The sequence below is a fragment of the Actinomyces sp. Z5 genome (genome assembly GCF_003287795.1).
Lineage (GTDB): Bacteria > Actinomycetota > Actinomycetes > Actinomycetales > Actinomycetaceae > Actinomyces > Actinomyces glycerinitolerans.
In genome coordinates this window covers 19199-40640 of the sequence record NZ_QMIN01000014.1, presented here as the reverse complement: position 1 = coordinate 40640, position 21442 = coordinate 19199, and the positions used below count along the sequence as shown (strand labels likewise).

Genomic DNA, 21442 nt, shown 5'->3' with positions numbered 1-21442 from the left:
TCGTGACGGCAACGGTTGGTATGACCGCTCCGGCAGGGCCTACGGGTGTTGATCGCACCTACCTCGCTGCTCTGCATGAGAATGCGGCGTGGGAGGCCGACACCCTCCTCGCCACTGAGGAGTCGTTCCTAGCCGCGAGGCCCTCTCATAGGCGGCTTGCGCGGGCGATGAAGATCGCCGTCGCCTGCCACCTCTCGGCGGGCAGCCGGTTGCACGGCGACCGGTCACTCATCGCCTACGCCGATCGCCTGACGAGGTCCCTTGAGACACTTCAGGGTGACTCCGGCCTCTTCAGTGGCGACAATCTGGACTCTCCGCCCGACTCGTCCTTCACGGCCAACGACCTCATGGAGAGCCTCGAGCTCCTCGATGCCGACGCCGGCGACGACGTACGGGCCCTTAGCCGGCGGCTCGAGGCGATGGTACGGAGGCTCGATCCAGCCCTCCAAGCCGGCGGCGTGCACACACCCAACCACCGTTGGGAGTTGGTTGAGGCGCTCACCCATCTGGAGCGGCGTTGGCCTGACCCGGCGCGTCGTGCACGCATCGATGAGTGGCTAGCCGAGGGGATTGATGTCGATACCGACGGGCAGTACTCCGAGCGATCGGCCAACTACGCGATCGACGTCTCCAATCGTAGCCTGCTTAGTATCGCGACCGCCCTCGGGCTGCCGGCTCTCGTTGACGTCGTCGAGCACAACCTCACAACGATGACCCTGCTCACCGACCCCGCCGGGAACGTCGAGACCATGCACTCGCGCCGGCAGGATCAGCGTGGGGACGTAACCGTGAGCCTTGGGCGCTTTCACCACCAGCTTCGGCGCATCGCGATCGAGCGCAATCGCTCAGACCTCGCATGGTGGGCGCAGCGCGCCTGGGACCTCGGCATTCCCAGCGGGGGCGACGAGTTGGCCTGCGTTCTCCTGCACCCCGTGACAGCCAGTTTGATGCCGACGCCCGTGGCGCCTGCTGACGGCGTCCGGGTTCTCGACTCGGGCCTGGTTGTGCGAACACACGGAGATCAGCGCCTCGTCGTCGACGGCTACTCCGATTACCCAGCAGTGGGACGTATTGCATCCGGGCTCGCATGCAACCCGACGTTCATGCACGCCTGGCTCGGCGGCGTTGAGCTGCGCTCGTTGCGCCTCTCCCGGAACTTCTTCGGTCTCGGTCCCTTCCGGCCCACTGACTGGGAGACGAGCGATGACACGGTTGTCCTGCGAGAGAGCGCAAGCGCCGACTACTACCTGCCGCTCGACGCTGCCTCGCGTCATGAGGACGGCACCTACGACATGGAGTTCGAGGGACGCTTCGCGGCCCGGATGGCATTCTCCCGGCGCAAGACCATCTCACTTCGTCTTGACACGGAGGTGAGCATCCGCGATCTGCGCGACGGTATTGAACTCTCCGTCGACCTTAAGGGCCCTTGTACGGGAGCCTGTCTCGAGATCGCGCTCGGCGATGACGTCGAGGTCGACGGTGCCCGCGCGCTGGGGGAGGAGGCGTTCGTCCTCAACAGAACGGCGACGCTGAGCGGTAATGACGGAACCGTCATCGACGTCGTCGCCGACCGTGTGGGCCGTGTTCCGGCCTTCTATGAACCCGGTGAGGAGTACCGCTACCTCGGCGGCACCGACGCCCTGGCCGGGACCCGCCTCTACGTCACCATCGACATCCCCGGCACGCTCACGCTGCGCCTCACGCGCGCGGCGTGAGGCGGGCGGATCGCCCTCCCGGACTCGCGTCGACCGGCGTACGGGCTGAGACCACTTGATCCCAATGCCATACGTAAATCCCCAAGGAGCCAATGATGTCTTCCTTCCGGCATGACCGTCACGACTATCAATGCGGCGGTATCGCGCTCACGACGGTGCTCGTGCTGGCCATGTTCCTGATCCCCAATGCCGTCGCACAGACCGCGGCGACTGATCCGCTTGATCCCGTGCCTGCTGCTAACGGATCGTATTTCGTTGAGTCCTATTCGACGAATACGACCGCCAATCTCGCGGCGGACACCAATGCCGCGGTGAGCCTGCTCGCGGAGTTCTATGAGGTGTGGGAGCCCGGTGAGACCCCCGCCGACGGCACCATCCTCAACGAGTCCTTTCAACAGGCCACTATTGCCTACTCGGAGAACGCCACCTCCGAGCGGACCGAGGAGCAAGCGGTGCAGGCCTACCTTACAGATCGTCGCAACCAGTCTTACAGTGCGATTGACGGTCTCGGCGTGGACGCACCGCTGTTCCGACAACTCGCTAACGCCGGCACCTCCATAACGGAGGACATCCCCGCAGACTCCACGACCGTCAAGTACTCGGACACAGGGAATTCCAACGGAGCGTGGGCGGACACGGACTCGGACCTGGGCGCCGTCGTCGCACTGGTAAACGCCGTGCGCGGGGCTAACACCAGCTCGAATCCGGCGAAGCTGGCGTTCCGGTATCCGCGTCCGTTCCGCTGGAGCACGGATGTCAGAGTCGCGGACGTCCTCGGGGGCGTTGAGTTGGCGTCAGATTCACTTACGGACGGCGGATTCCCCTCCGGCCACACGAGTGCCGGCTACATGGCCTCTCTCGCTCTGGCTTACGCCGTGCCCGAGCACTACGCCGAGCTGGTCGCCAACGCCTCCACGATTGGCGACTACCGCATTATCTCCGGCATGCATTCCGCCGGCGACGTGATCGGTGGGCGCACCCTCGGGACGGCACTGGCCGCGGCGACGCTCTCGAACGAGGAGAACGCGGGCGTCAAGGAGCAGGCCGTCGCCGATGCCGCGACCGCTCTCGATGCTACCGACACGATGACCCAGGACGAGTACGAGTCTCTCCTGGCGGTCTACACGGAGCGAATGACGTACGGGCTGCCCCTCACCGACTCGACCGATGAGCCGGCGGTAGTGCCGATGGGGGCCGAGGTCCTCCTTGAGACCAGATTCCCCTACCTAAGTCGGGACCAGCGGCGCGAGGTTCTGCGGACCACCGCCATCGAATCCGGGCATGTCCTGCTCGACGACTCCGAGGGATGGGGACGGCTCAACCTCCTCGCAGCCTCCGGCGGCTACGGGTCACTCGACGGTGCGACCGTCGTGAGCCTTGATGCCTCGGCCCCCGGCTATGAGGCGGCGGACACATGGCGCAACGACATCCATGGCGCCGGGTCGCTCGAGCTCGACGGCACAGGCCGACTCACGCTCTCAGGTGACAACACGTTCAGCGGCGGCGTGACCGTGAACGGCGGCACCCTCGTTGCCGACTCGATGACCGCCGTCGGTAGCGGAGACATCACTGTCGATGACGGCGTGCTCTCGGAGACCGTCGACGAACCGGTCGAGGTGACGGGCACGGTTGCACTCTCCGACGCTGCGGAGCTCAATTTGTCGGTAGTCGCAGGGAGCGCGACGCCAGGCTCGCCTGCGAGTACTGCCACCACGTCTGCCCAGTCCCCGAGCCTCACTGTCACGGGAGACATGGCCATCGATGGGGCACTGGTAGTCTCCGGTGACACGACGGTTCTGGCCGAAGGAGGCTCGCTACTCCTCGCGACTGTGACGGGCTCCGTATCCGGCGCCTTCGACTCGATAACTGTTGAGGGCGTTGACGGATCATTCAAGATGATCTTCAGTAATGGACAACTGTGGCTCGTACGGGTGAGCACAACGATCCCGCCCAGCGCTTCTTCATCGGCGGCCACATCGGTGGCGGTGACGGATCCGAGTGCGCCCACCGACAACGCGTCCCCCAACGAGGCTACATCCGTCGTCTCGGTCGGGACGCCGGTCTCTCGCCCTCAGGATCTTGCCCGTACGGGCACGTCCGTGCTGCCCGAACTCGCTGCCGCTGCCGGCCTGGTCCTCATCGGGGCTGTCCTGACGACCAGGCGCCGGTGGCGCCACCGTGCTTGCTGAAGCCTGAGACCACTCACCGCCTATTGCCTCGTTGGTGGTCTCTGCGAGGGATGCTGCCCGGTCGGCTCAGGCGTGGGCGCGCAGCCAGGTCAGCACGGCGCGCACGCGGCGGTTGCCCTCCTCGGGCGGCAGGTCCAGCTTGGCGAAGATGTTTGCGACGTGCTTGGCCACGGCGCCGTCGGACACCACCAGGCGCTCGGCCACCTGCGAGTTGGACAGTCCCTCGGCCATAAGGGCGAGCACCTCCTGCTCACGCGGGGTCAGGCGCGTCAGCGCCGTACCCTCCGCAGCTCGGCCGCGGCCGTACGCAGCCTCCGCGCGCCGTCCATCGGCGGCGTGCGCGTCCCCCTGCGCGGCCTCGAGGCCATAACGCCGGGTGAGCTCCAGGGACGAGCCCGCACGCATGAGCCGGGACAGCACTTCCGGGTCGACCACCACCCCGCCTGCCGCCACCACGTCCAGGCTCCGCATGAAGTCGCTGACCCGGCCGACGCGCTCCTTGAGCAGGTAGCCGACCCCGCCCGCACCGGCATCGGGTCCATCCAGCAGCTCACGTAAGTAGGGTCCGGCCACGTAGGCGGAAAGGACGACGACGGGCAGTCCCGGATAAGCGGCACGCAGGGCGATGGCGGCGCGCAGACCGTCGTCGGTGCCGGTCGGAGGCATGCGCACATCGGTTACGACGACGTCTGGCAGTGCCCCCGCCGTGGCCATCTGTTCGACCTCCGTGCGCAGTGCATCGGCGTCCGCAACCTGCGCCACCACCTCATGCCCGGCCGCGGTGAGCAACCCGGCCAGGCCCTCGCGCAGGAGGGCGGCGTCGTCGGCGAGCACGATCCTCATGGGCCCATCCTGCCGTAGGCGGTGGCCCCGGTCGGAACGACGACCACGGCGCCGGGAGCGGACCGCAGTCGGACTGTGCCCGGAGCGCGCCCGGATGGGTTCAGCCCCGGGCCCATGGCGGGATCAGCGGCGCGGTCAACGTCAACCTGGTGCCGCCTCCCGGAGGCGAGTCGATCAGCAGGCGTCCGCCGACGGATTCCACGCGCTGCGTCATGCCCGCCAGGCCGGTCGAACCGGGGAAGAGCGGATCGGCGCCGCCCGCCCCGTCGTCGCCGACGGTCACGGTCAGTCCGTCTGCGGTCACGACCATCTCGACCCGCGCCTGTGCCGCCGGACCGGCGTACTTGGCGGCGTTGGTCAGCGCTTCGGCGACCGCGAAGTAGACGGTGGTCGCCACCGGCGAGGTGATGGCGGCCAGATCGTCGTCCCCTCCGACTACTGTCACGGATGTGGGCAGAGGCGCCCGTCCGGCGAGGTCGCGCAGCGCCGGTGCCAGGCCGCGTTCGGTCAGGATTGCCGGCCGAATGCCGTGCACGGTCTCCCGCAGGCTGCGCAGGGAGGCCTCGACCTCCTCCTGCGCGGAACGCACGTCCGCCCGCAGCGCCGCAAGCGCCTCGGCCTGGCGGCCCGTGGAGGCGGGGTTGCCTGAGCTGTCGGAGGGGATGACGCCAGCGGGGGCGACGACGGGGCCCGCCTCACGGCCGGCGGGTGAGCCGATCCCCGCCAGCCGACCGGCGTGCAGCTCGGCCGCACCCAGGTGCATGGCCGCCGCCACCAGCCGCTGCTGTGCGCCGTCGTGCAGTTCGCGTTCAATGCGGGCGCGTTCGGCGTCGAAGGCGTCCACGAGCGTGGCTCGGCCGCTGGTCAAGTGGCCGACCTCCGCGGCCAGGGCGGCCAGGCGGGCCTCCTCGTCGGGGCGGGACAGAGCCGCGGTCATGCGGCAACGCAGATGACCTATTGCCAACAGCAGTCCCAGCAGGATGATGAGACATACCAGCGCGATCGGCTCCAGCCACCAGATCTGACCGAAGGAGGTGGCCGAGTACGACCAGCCGACGAGGTCGCGCAGGCTGACTTCCAGCGGCTGCTCGGGCGAGGCGATGAAGGGGCCTACGGCCAGGACGCCAACCAGTATCCCGCCTATACCGGCGACGAAGAAGCCGACGGCGCTGAGCAGCGTGCCGCCCAGAACCAGCGGGACGTCCTGCTTCCAGAAGGCGGCCTGGACCACGCGTCCCCGCAACCACGCCCACAGTTTCCCGGGTGGTAGGGCGCGCGGGGCGTTCGCGCCAGCAAGGCGCGCCAGGGCGCGATCGGCCTCGGCCAACAGCGGCAGCGTCAGATGGAAGGCCAGCAGCAGGGGTATCGCGGCGACCACTAGGGGCAGGAATGCCACGGCGTGAAGGAGCTCGATGAGCACCAGCATGCCGCGGCGCCCCCAGCGGTGGGGAGTTTCGCTGTGGGGTGCGATGTCGGCGGGTACGGCTGCGATGGCCATGTGTAGACCCTATGGCGGCCGACCGCGCCTTACACGGGTGCCAGCACCCGCCCGGAGTGGACCTGGCACCACCGGGCTGCCGGCGGGACGGGCGTCGGCACCAGTGACCGGACCCGGGCAACTCGGGTTTCCTGACTGCCATGGCAGCCTCAGCATCCCGAACCGACCCGGAACCGACGCAACTCGCACCGGCGGCGCAGACAGCGGCGCGCGGCCCCGCAGCCGCCCCGCTCACCGGCCCGCCCGGTGGACCGACAATCCGGCACGAGGCGCCGGCAATCGACGTGGCCGCACTCCGGCGCGTATTCACGCTGCCCGGACGGCGTCGTGCGGCCGTCACCGCCGTCGACGACGTCGCCCTACACCTGCAGGCGGGGAGTTTCACCGCCCTGGTCGGGGCCTCTGGCTGCGGGAAGTCGACGCTGCTGCAGTGCATCGCGGGACTGGACCGGCCCACCTCCGGGACGGTGCGGCTCCTCGGCACCCACACTACCGCCCTGCGCCCCCGCGACGCCGCCCGCTTCCGAGCCGACCATGTCGGCTTCATCTTCCAGGACGACAACCTCGTCTCGGCCCTGTCCGCCAGGGACAACGTCGCCCTGCCCGGGCGGCTGCGGCGGCGCCCACTGCCACGCACCGCCGTCGATGCGGCGTTGGAACGACTGGGGCTGACCGGTCAGGCCCGCCACCTGCCCCACGAACTCAGCGGCGGGGAACGGCAGCGGGTAGCCATCGCCCGGGTCCTGGCCTCCCGGCCGGCGCTCGTGTTCGCCGACGAGCCCACCGCGGCACTCGACGTCGCCGCCGGTGCGGAGGTGTTGGACTGGTTGGTTGAGTTGAGCGCCATGGGCACGACGGTGCTCATGGTCACGCACGACGCCTCGGCCGCGGCACGCGCCGACGAAGTCCTGGTGATGGGAGCGGGCCGCCTCATGTCCGAGATGCCGGGCGGTGACGCCGACGCCGTCGCCCGGGCCGTCCTGCTCACCCGTGGGGCGGGTGAGGCGCGATGATGCACCTACTGTTCGCCGACCTGCGGCGGCACGCCTCCTCCTGGACCTGGGCCTGCGTGGTCGCGGTTGTGGCCGGGGCATGTGTATCCGGCCAGTTCATGGTCATGCACGGCTCGCTGCGTACGGCGTCGGCAGCCACCGGCGTCAACCAGTGGGGCATTTCCATTCGCGCCGACATGACCGACGCCGCCCACACGGTAAGTGCGTTCATCATCGCCTCCGTGGTGCTGGCGACGGCGGCGGTGCTCACTTCGACGGCCGCACTCGTGATCGCTGAGCACCAGCGGGACCATGGCCTGTGGCGGGCGTTGGGGATGCGTCCGGGAACACTGCGCGCAATTCTGCTCGGGCAGCTGGCCGTCGTTGGCGCCGTCGGCTCCCTCGGCGGCGGGGCACTCGGGTGGCCGGTCGCTCGCGCAATGGTGCCGCTGCTCATCGACCAGGAGGTGGCACTGCCCGGGACGACGCCGCAGTGGGAGACGGGTGATCTGATCTGGACCGCGGTGGTGGTCGCCGGGGCCGAGATGATCGGCGGATGGGGGCCCGCGCGGCGGGCCGCCCGGGCGACGGAGATGGAATTGATCGCCGGCCGAGGCGGTGCCGGGAACGCATGGAGTCTGCGGCGCCTGCTCGGAGTACTGACCCGAATCGCTCTGGTCGGCGGGCTCGCAGCCGGGGTGGTTGCCGCGGCGGTGACGGCTCGCAGCGCCGGGGCCATGACCGACGAGGCCATCAATGCCGTCATTTTGGGGTCTTTCAGCGCTTTGGGGCTGGTGTGCGTGCTGACGCCCGGGCTGGTTCCCCTCCTTGAGCGGCTGCTCGGGCTGCTGCCGGCTCGCGGCCCGGCCTGGCTGGTGGCCACCAGGACGGCCTCCCTGCAGTCGCGCCGCTCGGCCGCCACGGTGCTGCCGTTCCTGGTGGCGATCGGACTGGTGGCGGTCATGTTCGGTGCCACGCACGCCGGTTTCGGCAACATGCGCCTGTCTGGTTTCCTGGCGATGTTCAGCCTGGCGCTGGTGACCGCCTGGAGTGGTGGTGTCGCGGTGATCGCGATGAGCGCGAGCGGCAGGCGACGCGACGCGGCGCTGCTGGAGGCGGCCGGTGCCCGGGAGCGCACGGTGCTCGCGGCGCAGGTGTTGGAGGGGGCGCTGCATGCCGGCGCAGCCGTGATTCTCGGACTGCTTGTGTCGGTGGCGACCAGCGCTTTCATGGCGGCTGCATCCGGGGCGGGCGTGCTGGCCACGATCGTCCGCGGTCCGTGGGGAGAACTCGGCGTGGTGGGCGGGCTGGCACTGGCCACGACCTGCCTGGCCGTCGTGGCCTCGGCGCGCGCAGGACGGGAACGGAGCGTCGGCGAGGTCCTGCGGGCGCGGGAGTGATGGCTGCCCCGGACGTGACCTTGATCGGAAAACGCCGACGGGTATTTCGATAGTTCTCAGCTTGAGGGTTTGGCGGGGTGGCGGTTGCCGGGTGAAGGTCGCACGGTGGTTCGGATGGCCCCCGATGGGCGGCGTGCGGGCTAGGAGCCCCGCCGGGGGTGCGGTGATGCTCATGTAGTTGTCACAATCGATGACAAACACCGCCCACGCCCGCCGGGCCTGATCTGGAGCCCGCATGATTCCAAGGTTTTGTTTGCGGACGTCGACACCCGCCTGCCTCGTTTGTCATCGATTCTGACATCCCAGGCGCTCGTCCGGGAGTAGAGGACATGTTCCGCTGCGTAGTGGATGTCATCATCGTTGAGGTGGCCTCGTTGGTAGTGCTTGCGTGCGGAGCGGTGGATGTCAGGCAACGTGTGCCCACTCGCGCACGGCGGTACGGATAGCCTCCGAGCGCGTGGTGATCCCATCGGCCTCGGCGCGTGCGGTCGGGGCAGCGATCGTTTCGGCGTCCAGGCGCACAGTCAGAACCGAAGTGGGGCCGTTGCCCAGTGGCGGACGCCCACGTCGTGGAGCTGGAAGCTTGGATAGGTCATAGCCGGCCTCGGCCTCATCGGCCCAGGCCTGGATCTGGTCATCACTGACGGAGTCGCCATGTAACAGGTGCTTATCCACGGCTTTTTTGTATACGAAATTACGGGTCTGGTCGTCGACGGCGTGCGATTCCGGCTGTGAGCACGGCCCGAAGCTGCCCGGCGCCGACCTCAAGACCGCCAAGGCCGTCATAGACACGATCGGCACTGACTGAACACGCGAGCTACGCACAGAGGAGATAGCGGAGACCGCCGTGCGGGGCTCCTTCCGGGGCCTCGCGATGACGGCTCCGCTCAGACCTTGGCCAGCAGCTTGCTGATGCGCTGCACGCTGACCTTGCGGGCGGTGCCGAGCGTCTGGGCGAACAGGCTCACGCGCAGCTCTTCGATCAGCCAGCGCGCCTCAACCAGCACGGCCTCCCGCTCGGGATCCGTCGGTAGCGCCGCAGCCCGGGCCCGGGCATCGGCCAACAGCCGCTCGGCCTGCTCCACCTGGTAGGCCAGCGCCGCATCCTGGCTGGGGGAGGACTCCGCCTTACCCACGCGCATTGCCAGCGCCTGCAAATAGCGGGGCAGGTGCCGCAGCTGCTCCGGCGGGGTGTCGGCGATGAAACCGTCGTACACCAGTGCCGCCGCATGCTCGCGCACCTGCTGCAGCGTATTCAGCAGCGCCAATGAGGTGTGGGTCGACACCTCCCGCTCGACCTCCCGCTGGGCGGCGAGCGTCTTGGCGGACACCTGCGCCACGCGGTAGACCTCGTCCTCCAGCTCCTGACGCATGGTGGCCACCAGCTGCTCGAACACGGTCTGCTCCCGCACGCCGGCCAGGGGCGTGCGCCGCGCCGCGGCCCAGCGGTCGGCGATGCTCCGCGCGGCCGTCAGCTGCATGTCCTCCACCAGTGCCTCGGTGCTCCGATAGGGGCTGGCCGCGAGCGTCAGCGTCTCGGTGGGGTTCCACCGGGAGGTGATGCGGGCCGTGGGCAGGGCGGTACGCGCCAGCGTCAGCGCCGTCACCCCGGCGCCGTGCGCGCGTTCCTGGGCGACGGCGTCGGGCAGGATCCGCAGATCCGCGCCTCGCGCCCCCACGGCCACCAGCGCCGGGTAGCCGCGCACCACCAGGCCGGCCGTGCCCGGGGTTTCGATCGTGGCCGGAATCGTGGAGTGCTCCGGACCCTCCAGGCCGGTGACGTCCTTTGGCCAGTCCGTCAGTCCCGCACGCTCGGCCAGTCCCGGCCCGACGGCGCGGGTCCCCTTGTCATTCGCCGCGGGTGCGGCATTGCCCCCGGCATTTCGGGAGGCAAACGCACCCGCGTCCGGGCCGCCGCCCTGGCCGCGCCGCCTGCCGCGTCCGCCGCGACGCCGCCCCTGGGAACGCTGTGCATCGGCCATGGCCTGGGCGATGGCGCCATGCACGGCGTCGCGCACGGCCGCCTCGGTGCGCCCGGCCTGGCGGCGCTGCAACACCACCAGGTCCTTATCCCGGTCGAGTTCCCGGCCGGCCCCATCCACGGCCACGAAGGCGATGCGCAGGTGGTCGGGCAGCCGCGCGGCGGCCTCCTCCCAGTCGGCCTCGGTGATCTCCACCTGCCGCAGGCGCCCCACCGCATCCGTGAAGGCCTCCCGGAAGGGAACCCCAGGCGCCGAAGGCGCCCCCGCGCCTCCGGCCGCACCGGGGACGTCCCGGCGGATCTCCTCCCACATCTGCGCCCCGACGTCGGGCGCCGGCACCAGTGCCCGACGTACCCGCTTGGGCAGGGCGCGGATGGTTGCCACCACGAGCTCGGGGCGCAGACCCGGCACCAGCCAGTCGAAGCCGGTCGGCTCCAGACGGCCCAGCACCTCCACCGGAACCAGTACGCTCACACCGTCGTTGGGCGTCCCCGGCTCGAAGACGTACTCCAGGCCGAGCGTGAGATCGCCCTGCACCCAGGCGTCGGGGTAACCGGCGGTGTCGTCCCCGCCGGGCAGCAGCAGCTCACGGGTGAAGTCGAACAGGTCCGGATGGTTGCGGCGCTCGCGCTTCCACCAGGCGTCGAAGTCGTTCGCGCCATAGACGTCGTCGGGCAGGCGGTCGTCGTAGAAGTCGAACAGGGCCTCGTCGCCGGCCAGCAGCCCGTGCTCGCGGCGCCGCTGCTCGACGTCGGCCAGCTCCTCCAGTAGCGCCCGGTTGCGCTCCACGAAGCCGTGGCGGGCATGCCAGCCGCCCTCCACCAGCCCGGAGCGAATAAACATCTCCCGCGCCAACTCGCGCGCATCGGCGGTGCCGACCGAGGCGAGCGTGGCCGGGCGGTCGGCCACCAGGGTCATCCCGTACAGCAGCAGCTTCTCGTGCACCATGGCGGCACCGCGGCGCGTGGACCAGTACGGCTCCCCATACACCCGGTGCAGCAGCCCGGCAGCCCCGGCCGCCTCCTCGATCCAGCGGGCATCCACCTTGGCGACCGTCCGCGCGAACAGGCGGGAAGTCTCCACCAGCTCCGCGGTCATCACCCAGTCGTAGGTCTTGCGGCGCAGACCCGAGCCCGGCCAGATCACGAAGTGGCTGCCGCGGGTGCCCGCATACTCGCGACGACGCTCGTCCCAGGTGCCCACATTGGACAGCAGTCCCACCAGCAGGGAGCGGTGGATGGCGTCCGCGCTGGGCGTGTCCGCACTGCGACCCAGGGCGACGACGGCTGCCGCCACGTCCCCGTGGGCAATGGTGGCCGCCTGCGTGCCCGGCTCCAGGCCGGCGGCCGCCGCGCGCACGGCGCTCGCGGTGGGCAGGTCGACGGGGGCGGCGGCGAGTCCCAGCGGGCGGGCGAGTTGCCGCAGCTGGTTGTACACGTCCTGCCACTCGCGTACCCGCAGGTAGTGGAGGAACTCGGAGCGGCACATGCGCCGGAAGGCGGAGCCGGACAGGTCGCGCTGCTGGGTGCGCAGGTAGCGCCACAGGTTCAGGTAGGTCAGGAAGTCGCTGGTCGGCTCGGCGAAGCGCCGGTGCAGGGCGTCGGCGGCCTCCTGATGGTCGGCGGGGCGCTCGCGCACGTCCTGCATGGACAGCGCTGCCACGATCACCATGACCTCGCTGACGCAGCCGCGTTCACCGGCCTCCAGCAGCATGCGCCCCAGTCGCGGGTCGATGGGCAGCCGGGCCAGGCGTCGACCCACCTCGGTCAGCCGCGGCCCACGGACGCCGTCGCCCCGGCCTCCCCGCCGTCGCCCCGAGCCCTCGCGGCCGGAGGTCTCGATGGCGCCGATCTCGCCCAGCAGCTGGATGCCGTCGCGTACGGCGCGGGCGTCGGGGGCGTCCAGGAAGGGGAAGTCCTGCACGTCGCCCAGGCCGAGCGCCGCCATCTGCAGAATCACCGAGGCCAGCGAGGTGCGCAGGATCTCCGGCTCGGTGTACTCCGGGCGCGACTCGAAGTCGGACTGGGAGTACAGGCGGATGGCGATACCGTCGGCGACGCGCCCGCACCGTCCGGAGCGCTGGTTGGCGCTGGCCCGGCTGATCGGCTCGATCGGCAGGCGCTGCACCTTGGTGCGGTTGGAGTAGCGGGAGATGCGCGCCAGGCCCGGGTCGACGACGTAGCGGATGCCGGGCACGGTCAGGGAGGTCTCGGCCACGTTGGTGGCCAGCACGATGCGCCTGCACGTGTGCGCCTCGAACACGCGGTGCTGCTCGGCGGCGGACAGGCGCGAGAACAGCGGCACCACCTCGACGGCGCCGGGGGTGGAGGTGCGCCCGTGCGGGGTGTAGCGCGGACCCAGGTGGTCGATGAGGGCGGATTCGGTATCGCGAATGTCCCGCTCTCCGGCCAGAAAGACCAGGATGTCGCCGCTGCCGGCGGCCATGAGCTCGTCGACGGCGTCGAGGATGCCGGTGACCTGGTCGCGGTCGGTTTCCGGCGCGGGTTGTGCCGCCCCGGTGCCCTGCCGTCCCCGGGCGGCGGGGGAGGAGTCCTGGACGCCGGAGGCGTCGGCGTCGGGGTCGTCGGGGTCCGTGGGGTCGAGAACCAGCGGCCGGTAGCGGATCTCCACCGGGTAGGTGCGCCCGGACACCTCGATCACCGGTGCGGGCACCCGTGTGGGGCGGGACTGTGTGGTGGTGTCGCCATGTTCGGCGAGGGCGTCATGGCCGCCTCCGGCGAGTGGGGCGTCCTGCGCGGTGGGCGCGGTCTGGCCGAAGTGGGCGGCGAAGCGCTCGGAGTCGATGGTGGCGGAGGTGATGATGACCTTCAGGTCCGGGCGCTGGGGGAGGAGTCGGGCCAGGTAGCCGAGGATGAAGTCGATGTTCAGGCTGCGCTCGTGCGCCTCGTCCACGATGATCGTGTCGTAGCGGCGCAGCAGCGGGTCGGACTGGATCTCCGCGAGCAGGATGCCGTCGGTCATGAGCTTGACCAGCGTGCCCGGGCCGGTCTCCTCGGTGAAGCGCACCTGGTAGCCGACCACGCCGTCGGGGCCGATGCGGGTGGACAGCTCGTAGGCGATGCGTTCGGCCACCGAGCGGGCGGCGATGCGCCGCGGCTGGGTGTGGCCGATCATGCCGGTGATGCCGCGGCCCAGCTCGAGGCAGATCTTGGGCAGCTGGGTGGTCTTGCCGGAGCCGGTCTCGCCGGCCACGATCACCACCTGGTTCTCGCGGATGGCGGCGGCGATCTCCTCGCGGCGGGCGCTGACGGGCAGCTCCTCGGGGTAGGTGATCACGGGTACGGCGGCGCGGCGGGACTCAATCTGCGCGGGGGTGTAGCCGTGCCACTGGCGCCGGCCGCGCCGGGGGCGGGGCCCTCGTGAACGCCGCCCGCGAGTGCCATTGCCGTTGTTGCTGCCGGCTTCAGGGCGGTCCGCGCGCCGGGTTGGTCGCTCGTTGTCACTCATCAGGCCGCCTATTGTCCCCCATCCCCGTCCGTCCCGGCTCGCCACGCGTAACATACGGGTCATGCCCAGCCCCGTGACCCTCGCCGATGTCGCCAGTTCCGCCGGGGTGTCCTCCCAGACGGTCTCGCGGGTGCTCAACAACCATCCATCGGTCCGGCCGGGGACTCGCCAGCGAGTCATGGCGGCCGTGACCGCACTCGGCTATGAGCCCAACCTGGCGGCGCGGTCCCTGGCGTCGGGGTCCTCGGGCACCGTCGGCATCCTGCTGGCCGCGAGTCTGTCCCACGGCATGTCCGAGATCTTCGCGGCCCTAGCACGCGCTGTGCATGACCACGGCAGCGAGTTCATCCTCGCCACGGCCGACGGTACAGACCCCGCGTCGGTCACTGCGGCGCTGGCGCACCTGCGCGGGTACCGGGTCGGCTCGATCGTGGTGCTCGCGCAGCGCACCGATGTGCTCGCGGTCTTGTCGACCCAGCGCGACCAGGACCGTATCATTGTGGTCATCTCGGGACAGCATGCGTTCGCGTCGCTGAGGACGGTGGGCATCGACCAGGCGCTGGGCGAGCGCCTGGCTACCCAGCACGTCCTCGACCAGGGTCGCCGTCGTCTGCTGCACATTACGGGCGATCTCGCCTGGCAGGACGCCACCGAGCGCCTGTCCGCCTACCAGGCGGTCTGTGCCGAGGCGGGGGTCCCGGGGCGATGGATCGGTACGGACGCATGGACGGGTGAGACGGGGGCGCGCGTGGCCAGACGCCTGCTGGAGTCCGGGCTGCCCGACGCCATCCTTGCCGCGAACGACGACATTGCCCTCGGTGTGTGCCACGAGCTGCTTGCCGCGGGCGTTCGGGTGCCCGATGACGTGGCCGTGGTGGGCTTCGACGACATACCGCAAGCTCGCTGGTCAACCCCCTCTCTCAGCACGGTGATACAGGACTTCGACATGCTCGGGCGCCAGGCGCTGGCGCTGACCGCCGAGGCCCTGGACGGCGGCTCCCCCGAATCGATGACACTGACGCCCGAACTCGTCGTGCGCGACTCCTCGCGCCCTTGAGCGCGTCGCCCCGGTCCCTCTCCCGCGGCGGGGAGCCCGGTCGTGGACCCCTATGCGGCGAGAGTCCAGGCGCTCTCAGGCGGCGGACGCCGCGGGCTTCGGATCCTCCAGACGCAGCGTGTAGAGAGCGTAGGCGGCGCACACGGCCAGGCAGACCGCGACCACCACGTAGGAGACGGCGGCGGACGAGCGATCCATGACCCAGGACTGGACCAGCGGCATGGTGGCACCTCCGATGATGGCCATGACCAGGCCGGCGGCGCCGTACTTCGTGTCCTCTCCCATGCCCTTGAGGGCCTCGCCGTAGATGGTGGGAAACAGCAGGGAGATGCACGCCGAGAGCATCGCGACAGCGACGGCGCCGACGATATTGGCGCTCACCGTGCTGAACAGTGCCAGACACACGCCGGTCACGCAGGTGACGACCATGAGCCGACGGCCGTCGTAGCGGCCCATCAGCCACACCATGACGAAGCGGCTGACGAGGAAGACGATGAGGGAGCACTGCAGCCAGTAGCCCGCGACGGTGTCCGATACGCCCAGGGTCTCGGTGACGTAGTGGAGCATGTAGGTCCAGATGCAGGTCTGGGCGGAGATATTGAAGTACTGGGCGACCACACCGAAGCTGTAGCGCTTGTTGGCCAGCAGGCGCTTGAACCGGCTCTGGGAGGTCGTGCGGCTGACGGTCTCGGGCGGGCGCTCACGGACCTTGACAGTAGCGATGCTGATGGCCAGCAGGATGTATAGGAAGGCGAGGACGACGTAGGGTCCCATGACGGCCTGCAGCTCGTCGGAGCGGGTGGCGAGGAGTTCGGCCTCGGTCATCGCCTCGCGTTGCTCGGCGGTCGCCGGGTTGACGTTGGGCAGGATGAGGGTCGCGGCGAGCAGGACGCCGAGGTTCGAGCCGATGGGGTTGAAGGCCTGCGCGAAGTTCAGGCGCCTGGTGGCGTTGTGTGCCGGGCCCATGGCCATGACGAAGGGGTTGGCGCTGGTCTCGAGGATCGATAGGCCGGAGGCGAGCGTGAACAGAGCCGCGAGGAACACCGAGTAGGTCATCACATGCGACGCCGGGATGAACAGGAGACCGCCGGTGGCGGCGAGAGAGAGCCCGATAAGGACCCCTCCCTTGTAGCCCAGGCGCGAGTTGATCCACGCGGCTGGCAGCGCCAGGCAGAAGTAGGCGCCGTAGTAGGCGGACTGGACGAGTGAGGACTGGACGTTGTTCATCGAGAACACGGACCGGAAGACCTTGACGAGGGGATCCGTCATGTTCGCGGCAAGGCCCCAGGCGGCGAAACACGCCACCAGGAGGCCGAAGGGGATCGCCATCCCCGGATGAAGGAACCCGCGCCCGGGGGCAGTGCTGTCGCCGGGGCCGGGATCGGTGGAGGTCGTGGGGGGTACTGCGGTTGACATGGTTCTGCTCCGTTGCAGGGGTGGATTCCCGGACGCAGCCGGGGGTGTCGGGTCGAGTGCGTGCGGCTGCGGGTTCCTACAGGACTCCCTTCTTGAGGATGAGGTTGCCATACAGGGCGGTCTCTCCGGTGATGACCACCGCGGCGACGGACGGCGTGTGCTCGTAGAAGGCCATGCGCTCAATGGTGCGTACCACGACCGGCCCGGCCTCCTTCTCGGCCTCGGTCCAGATCTGCTCGTAGACGTCCCACACGGGCGGACGCGGGTCGTCACCGACGGGCTTCATGAGGGCGACCTGGTAGTCGCTGTACCGGTCCAGCGGCATGAGCCGGAGGATCGAGCGCAGCAGGTCGGGGATACCGAGGCCGTCTGCGCGCACCGTGACGGGGTGCAGGTGGTGGCCGGGGAAGTTAGCGTCGGCGAGGAGAATCTCGTCTCCGTGCCCCATTTCGAGCAGGATCTTGACGAGATCAGGAGACAGGTTGGCGGGTATATTGCGGAGCATCATCGCTCCTTTCATCGTGTGGTCGGATATGTGGTCGGTGAGGGGCAGGACGCGGTTGCGGAGCGCAGGCGCTCACGCATCGCGTCGAAGGGTGCGGCGTCTCCGGGCTCGATCCGTTGTGGAGACACCGAGCGGGCGATGACGTCGGCCCTCTCGGAGGGGGCGATGACGCCGGTGGCCTCGAGCTGGGCGAGGATGTTGCCGAGTGCGGAGGCCTCGGTCGGGCCCGCGATTACGGGGCGGTGACAGGCGGATGCAGTCATCTGTACGAGCAGAGTGTTGCGGGCCCCTCCCCCGACCAGATGGATCGGGGCGGCGGGGTCGAGTCGGTCTCCGACGACGTCGTGCAGCAGGTACGCGTAGTTGGCGTGGGCGCAGGCGAGTGACTCGAGGATGAGTCGGACGGTCTGCGCCCGGTCCGTAGGTCGCAGACCGTAGTGCTCCAGGCACCAGTTGGCGATCTTGTCGGGCATCCGGCCCGGGCGCACAAAAGCGGGGTCGTCAGGATCGATGACAGCGCCCAAGGAGTGGACCTCGGAGGCCGCGTCGAGCAGTGCCTGCGTGTCCTCCTCGTCCCAGGCCCGCTGGCACTCCTGGAGGAGCCAGAAGCCGGTTAGATTGCGCAACAGACGCACTCCGCCGTCGGTGCGGACCTCATTGGTCAGTCCGGCGCGCCTAGCGGCGTCCGTAACAACGGGTTCGGGCAGGGTCGCACCGACGAGGCTCCACGATCCCGAGGAGATGAACATTCGCACTTCTTCGGGACCAAGGCCAAGCACGTGGACGGCGCAGGCGGTGTCGTGCCCACCGGGACGGACGATGTCGATCCCCTCCGCCGTCCGGCCGGCCAGGGTGGCGTCGTCGACGATTTCCGGAAGCCAGCCCATGGGGATGCCCGCGGCCATTAGGACGGGTTGGGACCATGCGTCGGCGCCGGGCCGTGCCAGTCCTGTTGTGGAGGCGATGGTGCGTCCCACCTTGGCAGGTGCCCCCATGAGGTGGGCGATCAGGTCCGGCAGCGGGAGGAGCGTGCCCACACGGTCGGTCAGATCCGGCTCCTCGCGCAGGTCAGCGAAGAGCTGGTAGATCGTGTTGATCTGCTGCGGCAGGACCCCCGTGGCCCTCCATGCCGCGGCGGGGTCGAGCCGTGCGTCCAACTCGGCGGCCCAGCGTGAGGACCGCGCGTCGCGGTATGCGCGCGGGGCCCGCAGGAGGGTGCCGTCCGTGCCGAGGAGGCCGTAGTCGACGCCCCAGGTGTCCGTCCCGATCGAGTCGGGGAGGCGCCCGGTGAGCGTGGTCGCGGCCTCGATGCTCCGGCGCACGCCCTCCAGGATGAGTGCGAGGTCCCAGGTGAGGTACCCGTCGCGCTCCATCACCTGGTGGTGGGTGCGATGGACCTCTTGGGTGGTGACCACCCCATCCTGGTAGCGCCCCAGGACGCCGCGGACCGAACTCGAGCCGAGATCCAGTGCGAGGGCGTCGTGCCTACGGTCGTGGCTCGACTCCTGGTTGGGGTGTGCGCCGGTGCTCGTCATCGTGGTGCGTCCATCAGCGGTAGATGGGGCCAAAGGCGGCGCAGGCCCGGAAGTCGGCCCCTTCCAGGTCGGCGGTGCCGAAGGGGATCCAGGCCTTGGGACGCAGGATGTGCTCCCGCGGGATGTTGTGCATGTACACGGGGATGCGCAGCATGGCGGCGAGGGTGAGCAGGTCGGCACCGAAGTGGCCGTAGCCGGTCGCGGTGTGGTTCGCGCCCCAGTTGGCCATCCAGTCGTAGACGCTGGTGTGAGCGCCCGCGCCGGTCAGGCGGGGAACGAAGAAGGTCGTCGGCCAGGTCGGGTCGGTGCGGTCCTCGATCGTGGTGCGGACCTCATCGGGCAGGGAGACGGTCCACCCCTCGGACACCTGGAGGACCGGACCCTGGCCGGCGACAAAGTTGAGCCGCGCCGCCGTGACGGGCATGTCACCGGCGGTGACGAAGTGCGTGGAAAACCCACCGCCGGGGAAGTATTCGCGGGTTGCGGCGTGGAAGGTTGTGGTGGCCAGGTCATTGGCGATGTCCTCGTCGGTGATCTCCCACCAGTGCTTGATGACGGGATGTCCCTGTGAGTCTCGCTCCTGACCGGTGGCGTTGAGGGTGGTGGCGCCGGAGTTGCGCAGGTCAATGAACCCGTCGGCGGCACGACCCTCAAGGGTGTAGCCGGTGATGCGCTTGACCGATTCGGGGCTCCAGTAGGTGCGCACGTCGCTGAAGAGCTGGGGGCGGTGGGTGAGCAACGAGTTGAAGAGCATCGTGATGGCGTTGGCGGCGTCGGCCTCGGTGGCGAATACCTTCTCGGGATGCTTGCCGTTCCAGTCGAAGGTCGTGTTGATCATGGTCTCCATGAGATCGCCATTGGGCTTGAAGTCCGTCCACTGGCGCTGGCCCTGGAACCCCGCGGCGATGGCGTCGTGCCCGCCGGCCTCCTCGACGAAGCCCAGTTCGGCGAGCCTCGGGTTGCCCTCCATGAGGTCGCGTCCGATGAGGATCATCTTGACGCAGTAGTCGAACTGGGCGTTGTACTCCTCCTGAGTCACACGGTTGTGCTCGGGGTTGTGGTTCTCACCGATGCGCAGGTTTTCCCGGGCCCAGTCCAGGGCCTTGTCGTACTCCTCATGGTCGTAGATGCCCTGCTCAATGCGGCGGTCGATCTCAATCATGTCGATGTACTCGGTGCGCATGCCGAGGTAGTCGGCGAGGAATTGCTCGGGCGGGCGGCAGCCGGCGATGCCCATGGAGACGGTGCCGATGGACAGGTAGCTGCGTCCCTTCATGAGGCCGACGGCGAGGGCGGCGCGGGCGTAGCGCAGCAGGTTCTCGACGACGTCGTCGGTGAGTCCGGAGTCCTCGGCATCCTGGACGTCATGACCGTAGATGCCGAAGCAGGGTATGCCCAGCATGTTGTAGGCGCTGGCGGCGGCGGCCAGGGTGACCGCTCCCGGGCGCTCGGTGCCGTTGAAGCCCCAGATGGCGTGGGGGATGGAGGAGTCGAGGTCGAGCACCTCGGTGATGTAGTTCCAGGAGGCGGTGACCGTGAGATCTGCGCAGACGTTCTCGGTGCGGAACTGCTCCTTGCAGGCGTTGGCTTCGCTGACGCCACCGATGGTGGTGCTGGAGATGACGGTGCGTACCGGGGACCCGTCGGGGTACGTGAGACGGGAGGCGATGAGTTCGGCGACGTCGTTGGCGAGCCGCATCGTCTTGTCTTCGAGGGACTCGCGCACGCCCCGACGGCGACCGTCGATCAGGGGCCGGATGCCGATGGCGGGATAGGTGGTGGACATGGGCTTGCTACCTTTCGCTGGGCGTCGGTGACCAGAGACGCGCCTCAATGAGAGCGCAAACAAAGTATGTGCACCGCAAGCGGATGGCGTCAAGTAATTATTCGCAGCGTCCGGTGCTGTAGACATGAGAGCGCAAACATGGCATCGTGGGTGTGCTGCGATCTCGCGGCGGGATGCATCGCCGCGCCGCACCTCATGGAAAGGCTCATCTCGTGCTTCTTCACCACGCCCGCGAGCAGATCGCCGAGGCCTGCGCCCACCTGTCAGCAGACGGCCTCGTCGTGGGCACCGCGGGCAACTTGTCCGTACGCGAGGGGGACCTCCTCGCCATCACGCCCTCCGGCCTGCCCTACGAGGACATACGCCCCGACCTCATTGCCGTCGTCGAGTACGCCACCGGGAGGCAGGTAGAGGGGCCGCTCAAGCCGGCCTCGGAGCTCGACCTGCACCTGACCACCATGCACTCGACCGGGCTCGACGCCGTCGTCCACACCCACTCCCGCGCGGCCACGACCGTCGCCAGCCTGGAGGGAGTCACGGCCCTGCCCGCGGTGCACTACTACATCTCCATGTTCGGCGGGCCGGACGTGCGCGTGGCCGACTATGCGGTCTACGGCTCTCCCGAGCTTGCCGCCAACGTCGCCAAGGCACTTGAGGGACGCACCGCCGCGCTCATGAGCAACCACGGCTCCGTCGTCGCCGGTGCCGACCTGCGCAGCGCCTATACCCTCACTCTGGAGTTGGAGTGGGTCTGCGAGCTCTACCTGCGCACACTCGCTGTCGGTACCCCCAAGCTCCTCAGCGACGAGCAGATCGACACCGTCGCCAGGAAGATTCGCGACACAGGCTACGGCCAGTCCGCCCCTCAGGAGGGCTGAGCAGCCCGCAACAGCCTCTTCACGGCCGCCGGCGGTCACTGACACTTGGTGCCAGGACGTTCTCGGGTCCCCCGCCCATCCGCTTCCTTCCCTTCAGCGGGGTCGGTCGAGATGACCACCGAGGTCGGTCGAAGCTACGTGTCGAAGTCGGTAGAAGTCACACCCCGCGGTGTGGTCG

At 69.2% G+C, this 21442-nt stretch carries 14 protein-coding genes; 6 read left to right on the top strand and 8 right to left on the bottom strand.

The features are described from left to right. Positions 1-2: 2 nt before the first annotated feature. Both DRB06_RS01590 and DRB06_RS01585 read left to right on the top strand, forming a co-directional pair. Entirely contained in the window at positions 3-1715 is a 1713-nt protein-coding gene (locus DRB06_RS01590) for a hypothetical protein (protein WP_181575155.1), read from the top strand. Between the two features lie 92 nt (positions 1716-1807). After that, positions 1808-3904, top strand: coding sequence for a phosphatase PAP2 family protein (locus DRB06_RS01585; protein WP_111818968.1), 2097 nt, complete (start codon positions 1808-1810; stop codon positions 3902-3904). 66 nt (positions 3905-3970) lie between these two features. On the opposite strand, the gene DRB06_RS01580 is transcribed toward DRB06_RS01585, so the two are convergent. Next, on the bottom strand, positions 3971-4747 hold the full coding sequence (locus tag DRB06_RS01580; protein ID WP_111818967.1) for a response regulator transcription factor: 777 nt from the start codon (positions 4745-4747) through the stop codon (positions 3971-3973). Positions 4748-4847: 100 nt separating this feature from the next. Further along, positions 4848-6245 (bottom strand): sensor histidine kinase, encoded by a 1398-nt coding sequence (locus DRB06_RS01575; RefSeq protein ID WP_258522106.1) that lies wholly within the window; start codon positions 6243-6245, stop codon positions 4848-4850. A gap of 140 nt (positions 6246-6385) precedes the next feature. Between DRB06_RS01575 and DRB06_RS01570 the strand changes: the two genes are divergently transcribed. Both DRB06_RS01570 and DRB06_RS01565 read left to right on the top strand, forming a co-directional pair. Beyond that, entirely contained in the window at positions 6386-7258 is an 873-nt protein-coding gene (locus tag DRB06_RS01570; RefSeq protein WP_170866468.1) for an ABC transporter ATP-binding protein, read from the top strand. Beyond that, a complete protein-coding gene (locus tag DRB06_RS01565; protein WP_111818966.1) occupies positions 7255-8637 on the top strand; it encodes an FtsX-like permease family protein in 1383 nt (460 codons plus the stop codon). The genes DRB06_RS01570 and DRB06_RS01565 overlap by 4 nt, the downstream gene beginning before the upstream one ends. Positions 8638-9042: 405 nt before the next feature. On the opposite strand, the gene DRB06_RS01560 is transcribed toward DRB06_RS01565, so the two are convergent. Together DRB06_RS01560 and hrpA are read right to left on the bottom strand one after the other, a co-directional pair. After that, positions 9043-9312 carry a ribbon-helix-helix domain-containing protein gene (locus tag DRB06_RS01560; RefSeq protein ID WP_073329368.1) on the bottom strand — a complete coding sequence of 90 codons (270 nt, stop codon included), beginning with the start codon at positions 9310-9312 and terminating at the stop codon, positions 9043-9045. Between the two features lie 212 nt (positions 9313-9524). Continuing rightward, positions 9525-14087, bottom strand: coding sequence for an ATP-dependent RNA helicase HrpA (hrpA, locus tag DRB06_RS01555; protein ID WP_111818965.1), 4563 nt, complete (start codon positions 14085-14087; stop codon positions 9525-9527). 61 nt (positions 14088-14148) lie between these two features. On the opposite strand from hrpA, the gene DRB06_RS01550 reads away from it, so the two are divergent. Next, positions 14149-15144 carry a LacI family DNA-binding transcriptional regulator gene (locus DRB06_RS01550; RefSeq protein ID WP_111818964.1) on the top strand — a complete coding sequence of 332 codons (996 nt, stop codon included), beginning with the start codon at positions 14149-14151 and terminating at the stop codon, positions 15142-15144. A gap of 75 nt (positions 15145-15219) precedes the next feature. Here the strand turns inward: DRB06_RS01550 and fucP are convergent, their stop codons facing one another. The 4 genes from fucP to DRB06_RS01530 form a co-directional block, all read right to left on the bottom strand. Further along, complete coding sequence (gene fucP, locus DRB06_RS01545; RefSeq protein WP_395994414.1) at positions 15220-16560, bottom strand: L-fucose:H+ symporter permease; 1341 nt, start codon at positions 16558-16560, stop codon at positions 15220-15222. 76 nt (positions 16561-16636) lie between these two features. Next, a complete protein-coding gene (locus DRB06_RS01540) occupies positions 16637-17065 on the bottom strand; it encodes an RbsD/FucU family protein (RefSeq protein ID WP_108969929.1) in 429 nt (142 codons plus the stop codon). Between the two features lie 11 nt (positions 17066-17076). After that, a complete protein-coding gene (locus DRB06_RS01535) occupies positions 17077-18600 on the bottom strand; it encodes a rhamnulokinase family protein (protein ID WP_108968529.1) in 1524 nt (507 codons plus the stop codon). A gap of 13 nt (positions 18601-18613) precedes the next feature. Next, complete coding sequence (locus DRB06_RS01530; RefSeq protein ID WP_108968527.1) at positions 18614-20386, bottom strand: L-fucose isomerase; 1773 nt, start codon at positions 20384-20386, stop codon at positions 18614-18616. A gap of 212 nt (positions 20387-20598) precedes the next feature. Between DRB06_RS01530 and DRB06_RS01525 the strand changes: the two genes are divergently transcribed. Then, positions 20599-21264, top strand: coding sequence for a class II aldolase/adducin family protein (locus DRB06_RS01525; protein WP_108968525.1), 666 nt, complete (start codon positions 20599-20601; stop codon positions 21262-21264). The last annotated feature ends 178 nt before the right edge of the window (positions 21265-21442 follow it).

Coding starts and splice junctions, on each gene's coding strand:
- DRB06_RS01575 (WP_258522106.1), bottom strand. CDS start 6,245: ATGGCCATCGCAGCCGTACCCGCCGACATCGCACCCCACAGCGAAACT.
- DRB06_RS01535 (WP_108968529.1), bottom strand. CDS start 18,600: ATGACGAGCACCGGCGCACACCCCAACCAGGAGTCGAGCCACGACCGT.
- DRB06_RS01580 (WP_111818967.1), bottom strand. CDS start 4,747: ATGAGGATCGTGCTCGCCGACGACGCCGCCCTCCTGCGCGAGGGCCTG.
- DRB06_RS01570 (WP_170866468.1), top strand. CDS start 6,386: ATGGCAGCCTCAGCATCCCGAACCGACCCGGAACCGACGCAACTCGCA.
- DRB06_RS01530 (WP_108968527.1), bottom strand. CDS start 20,386: ATGTCCACCACCTATCCCGCCATCGGCATCCGGCCCCTGATCGACGGT.
- DRB06_RS01565 (WP_111818966.1), top strand. CDS start 7,255: ATGATGCACCTACTGTTCGCCGACCTGCGGCGGCACGCCTCCTCCTGG.
- DRB06_RS01540 (WP_108969929.1), bottom strand. CDS start 17,065: ATGCTCCGCAATATACCCGCCAACCTGTCTCCTGATCTCGTCAAGATC.
- DRB06_RS01550 (WP_111818964.1), top strand. CDS start 14,149: ATGCCCAGCCCCGTGACCCTCGCCGATGTCGCCAGTTCCGCCGGGGTG.
- fucP (WP_395994414.1), bottom strand. CDS start 16,560: ATGTCAACCGCAGTACCCCCCACGACCTCCACCGATCCCGGCCCCGGC.
- DRB06_RS01585 (WP_111818968.1), top strand. CDS start 1,808: ATGATGTCTTCCTTCCGGCATGACCGTCACGACTATCAATGCGGCGGT.
- hrpA (WP_111818965.1), bottom strand. CDS start 14,087: ATGAGTGACAACGAGCGACCAACCCGGCGCGCGGACCGCCCTGAAGCC.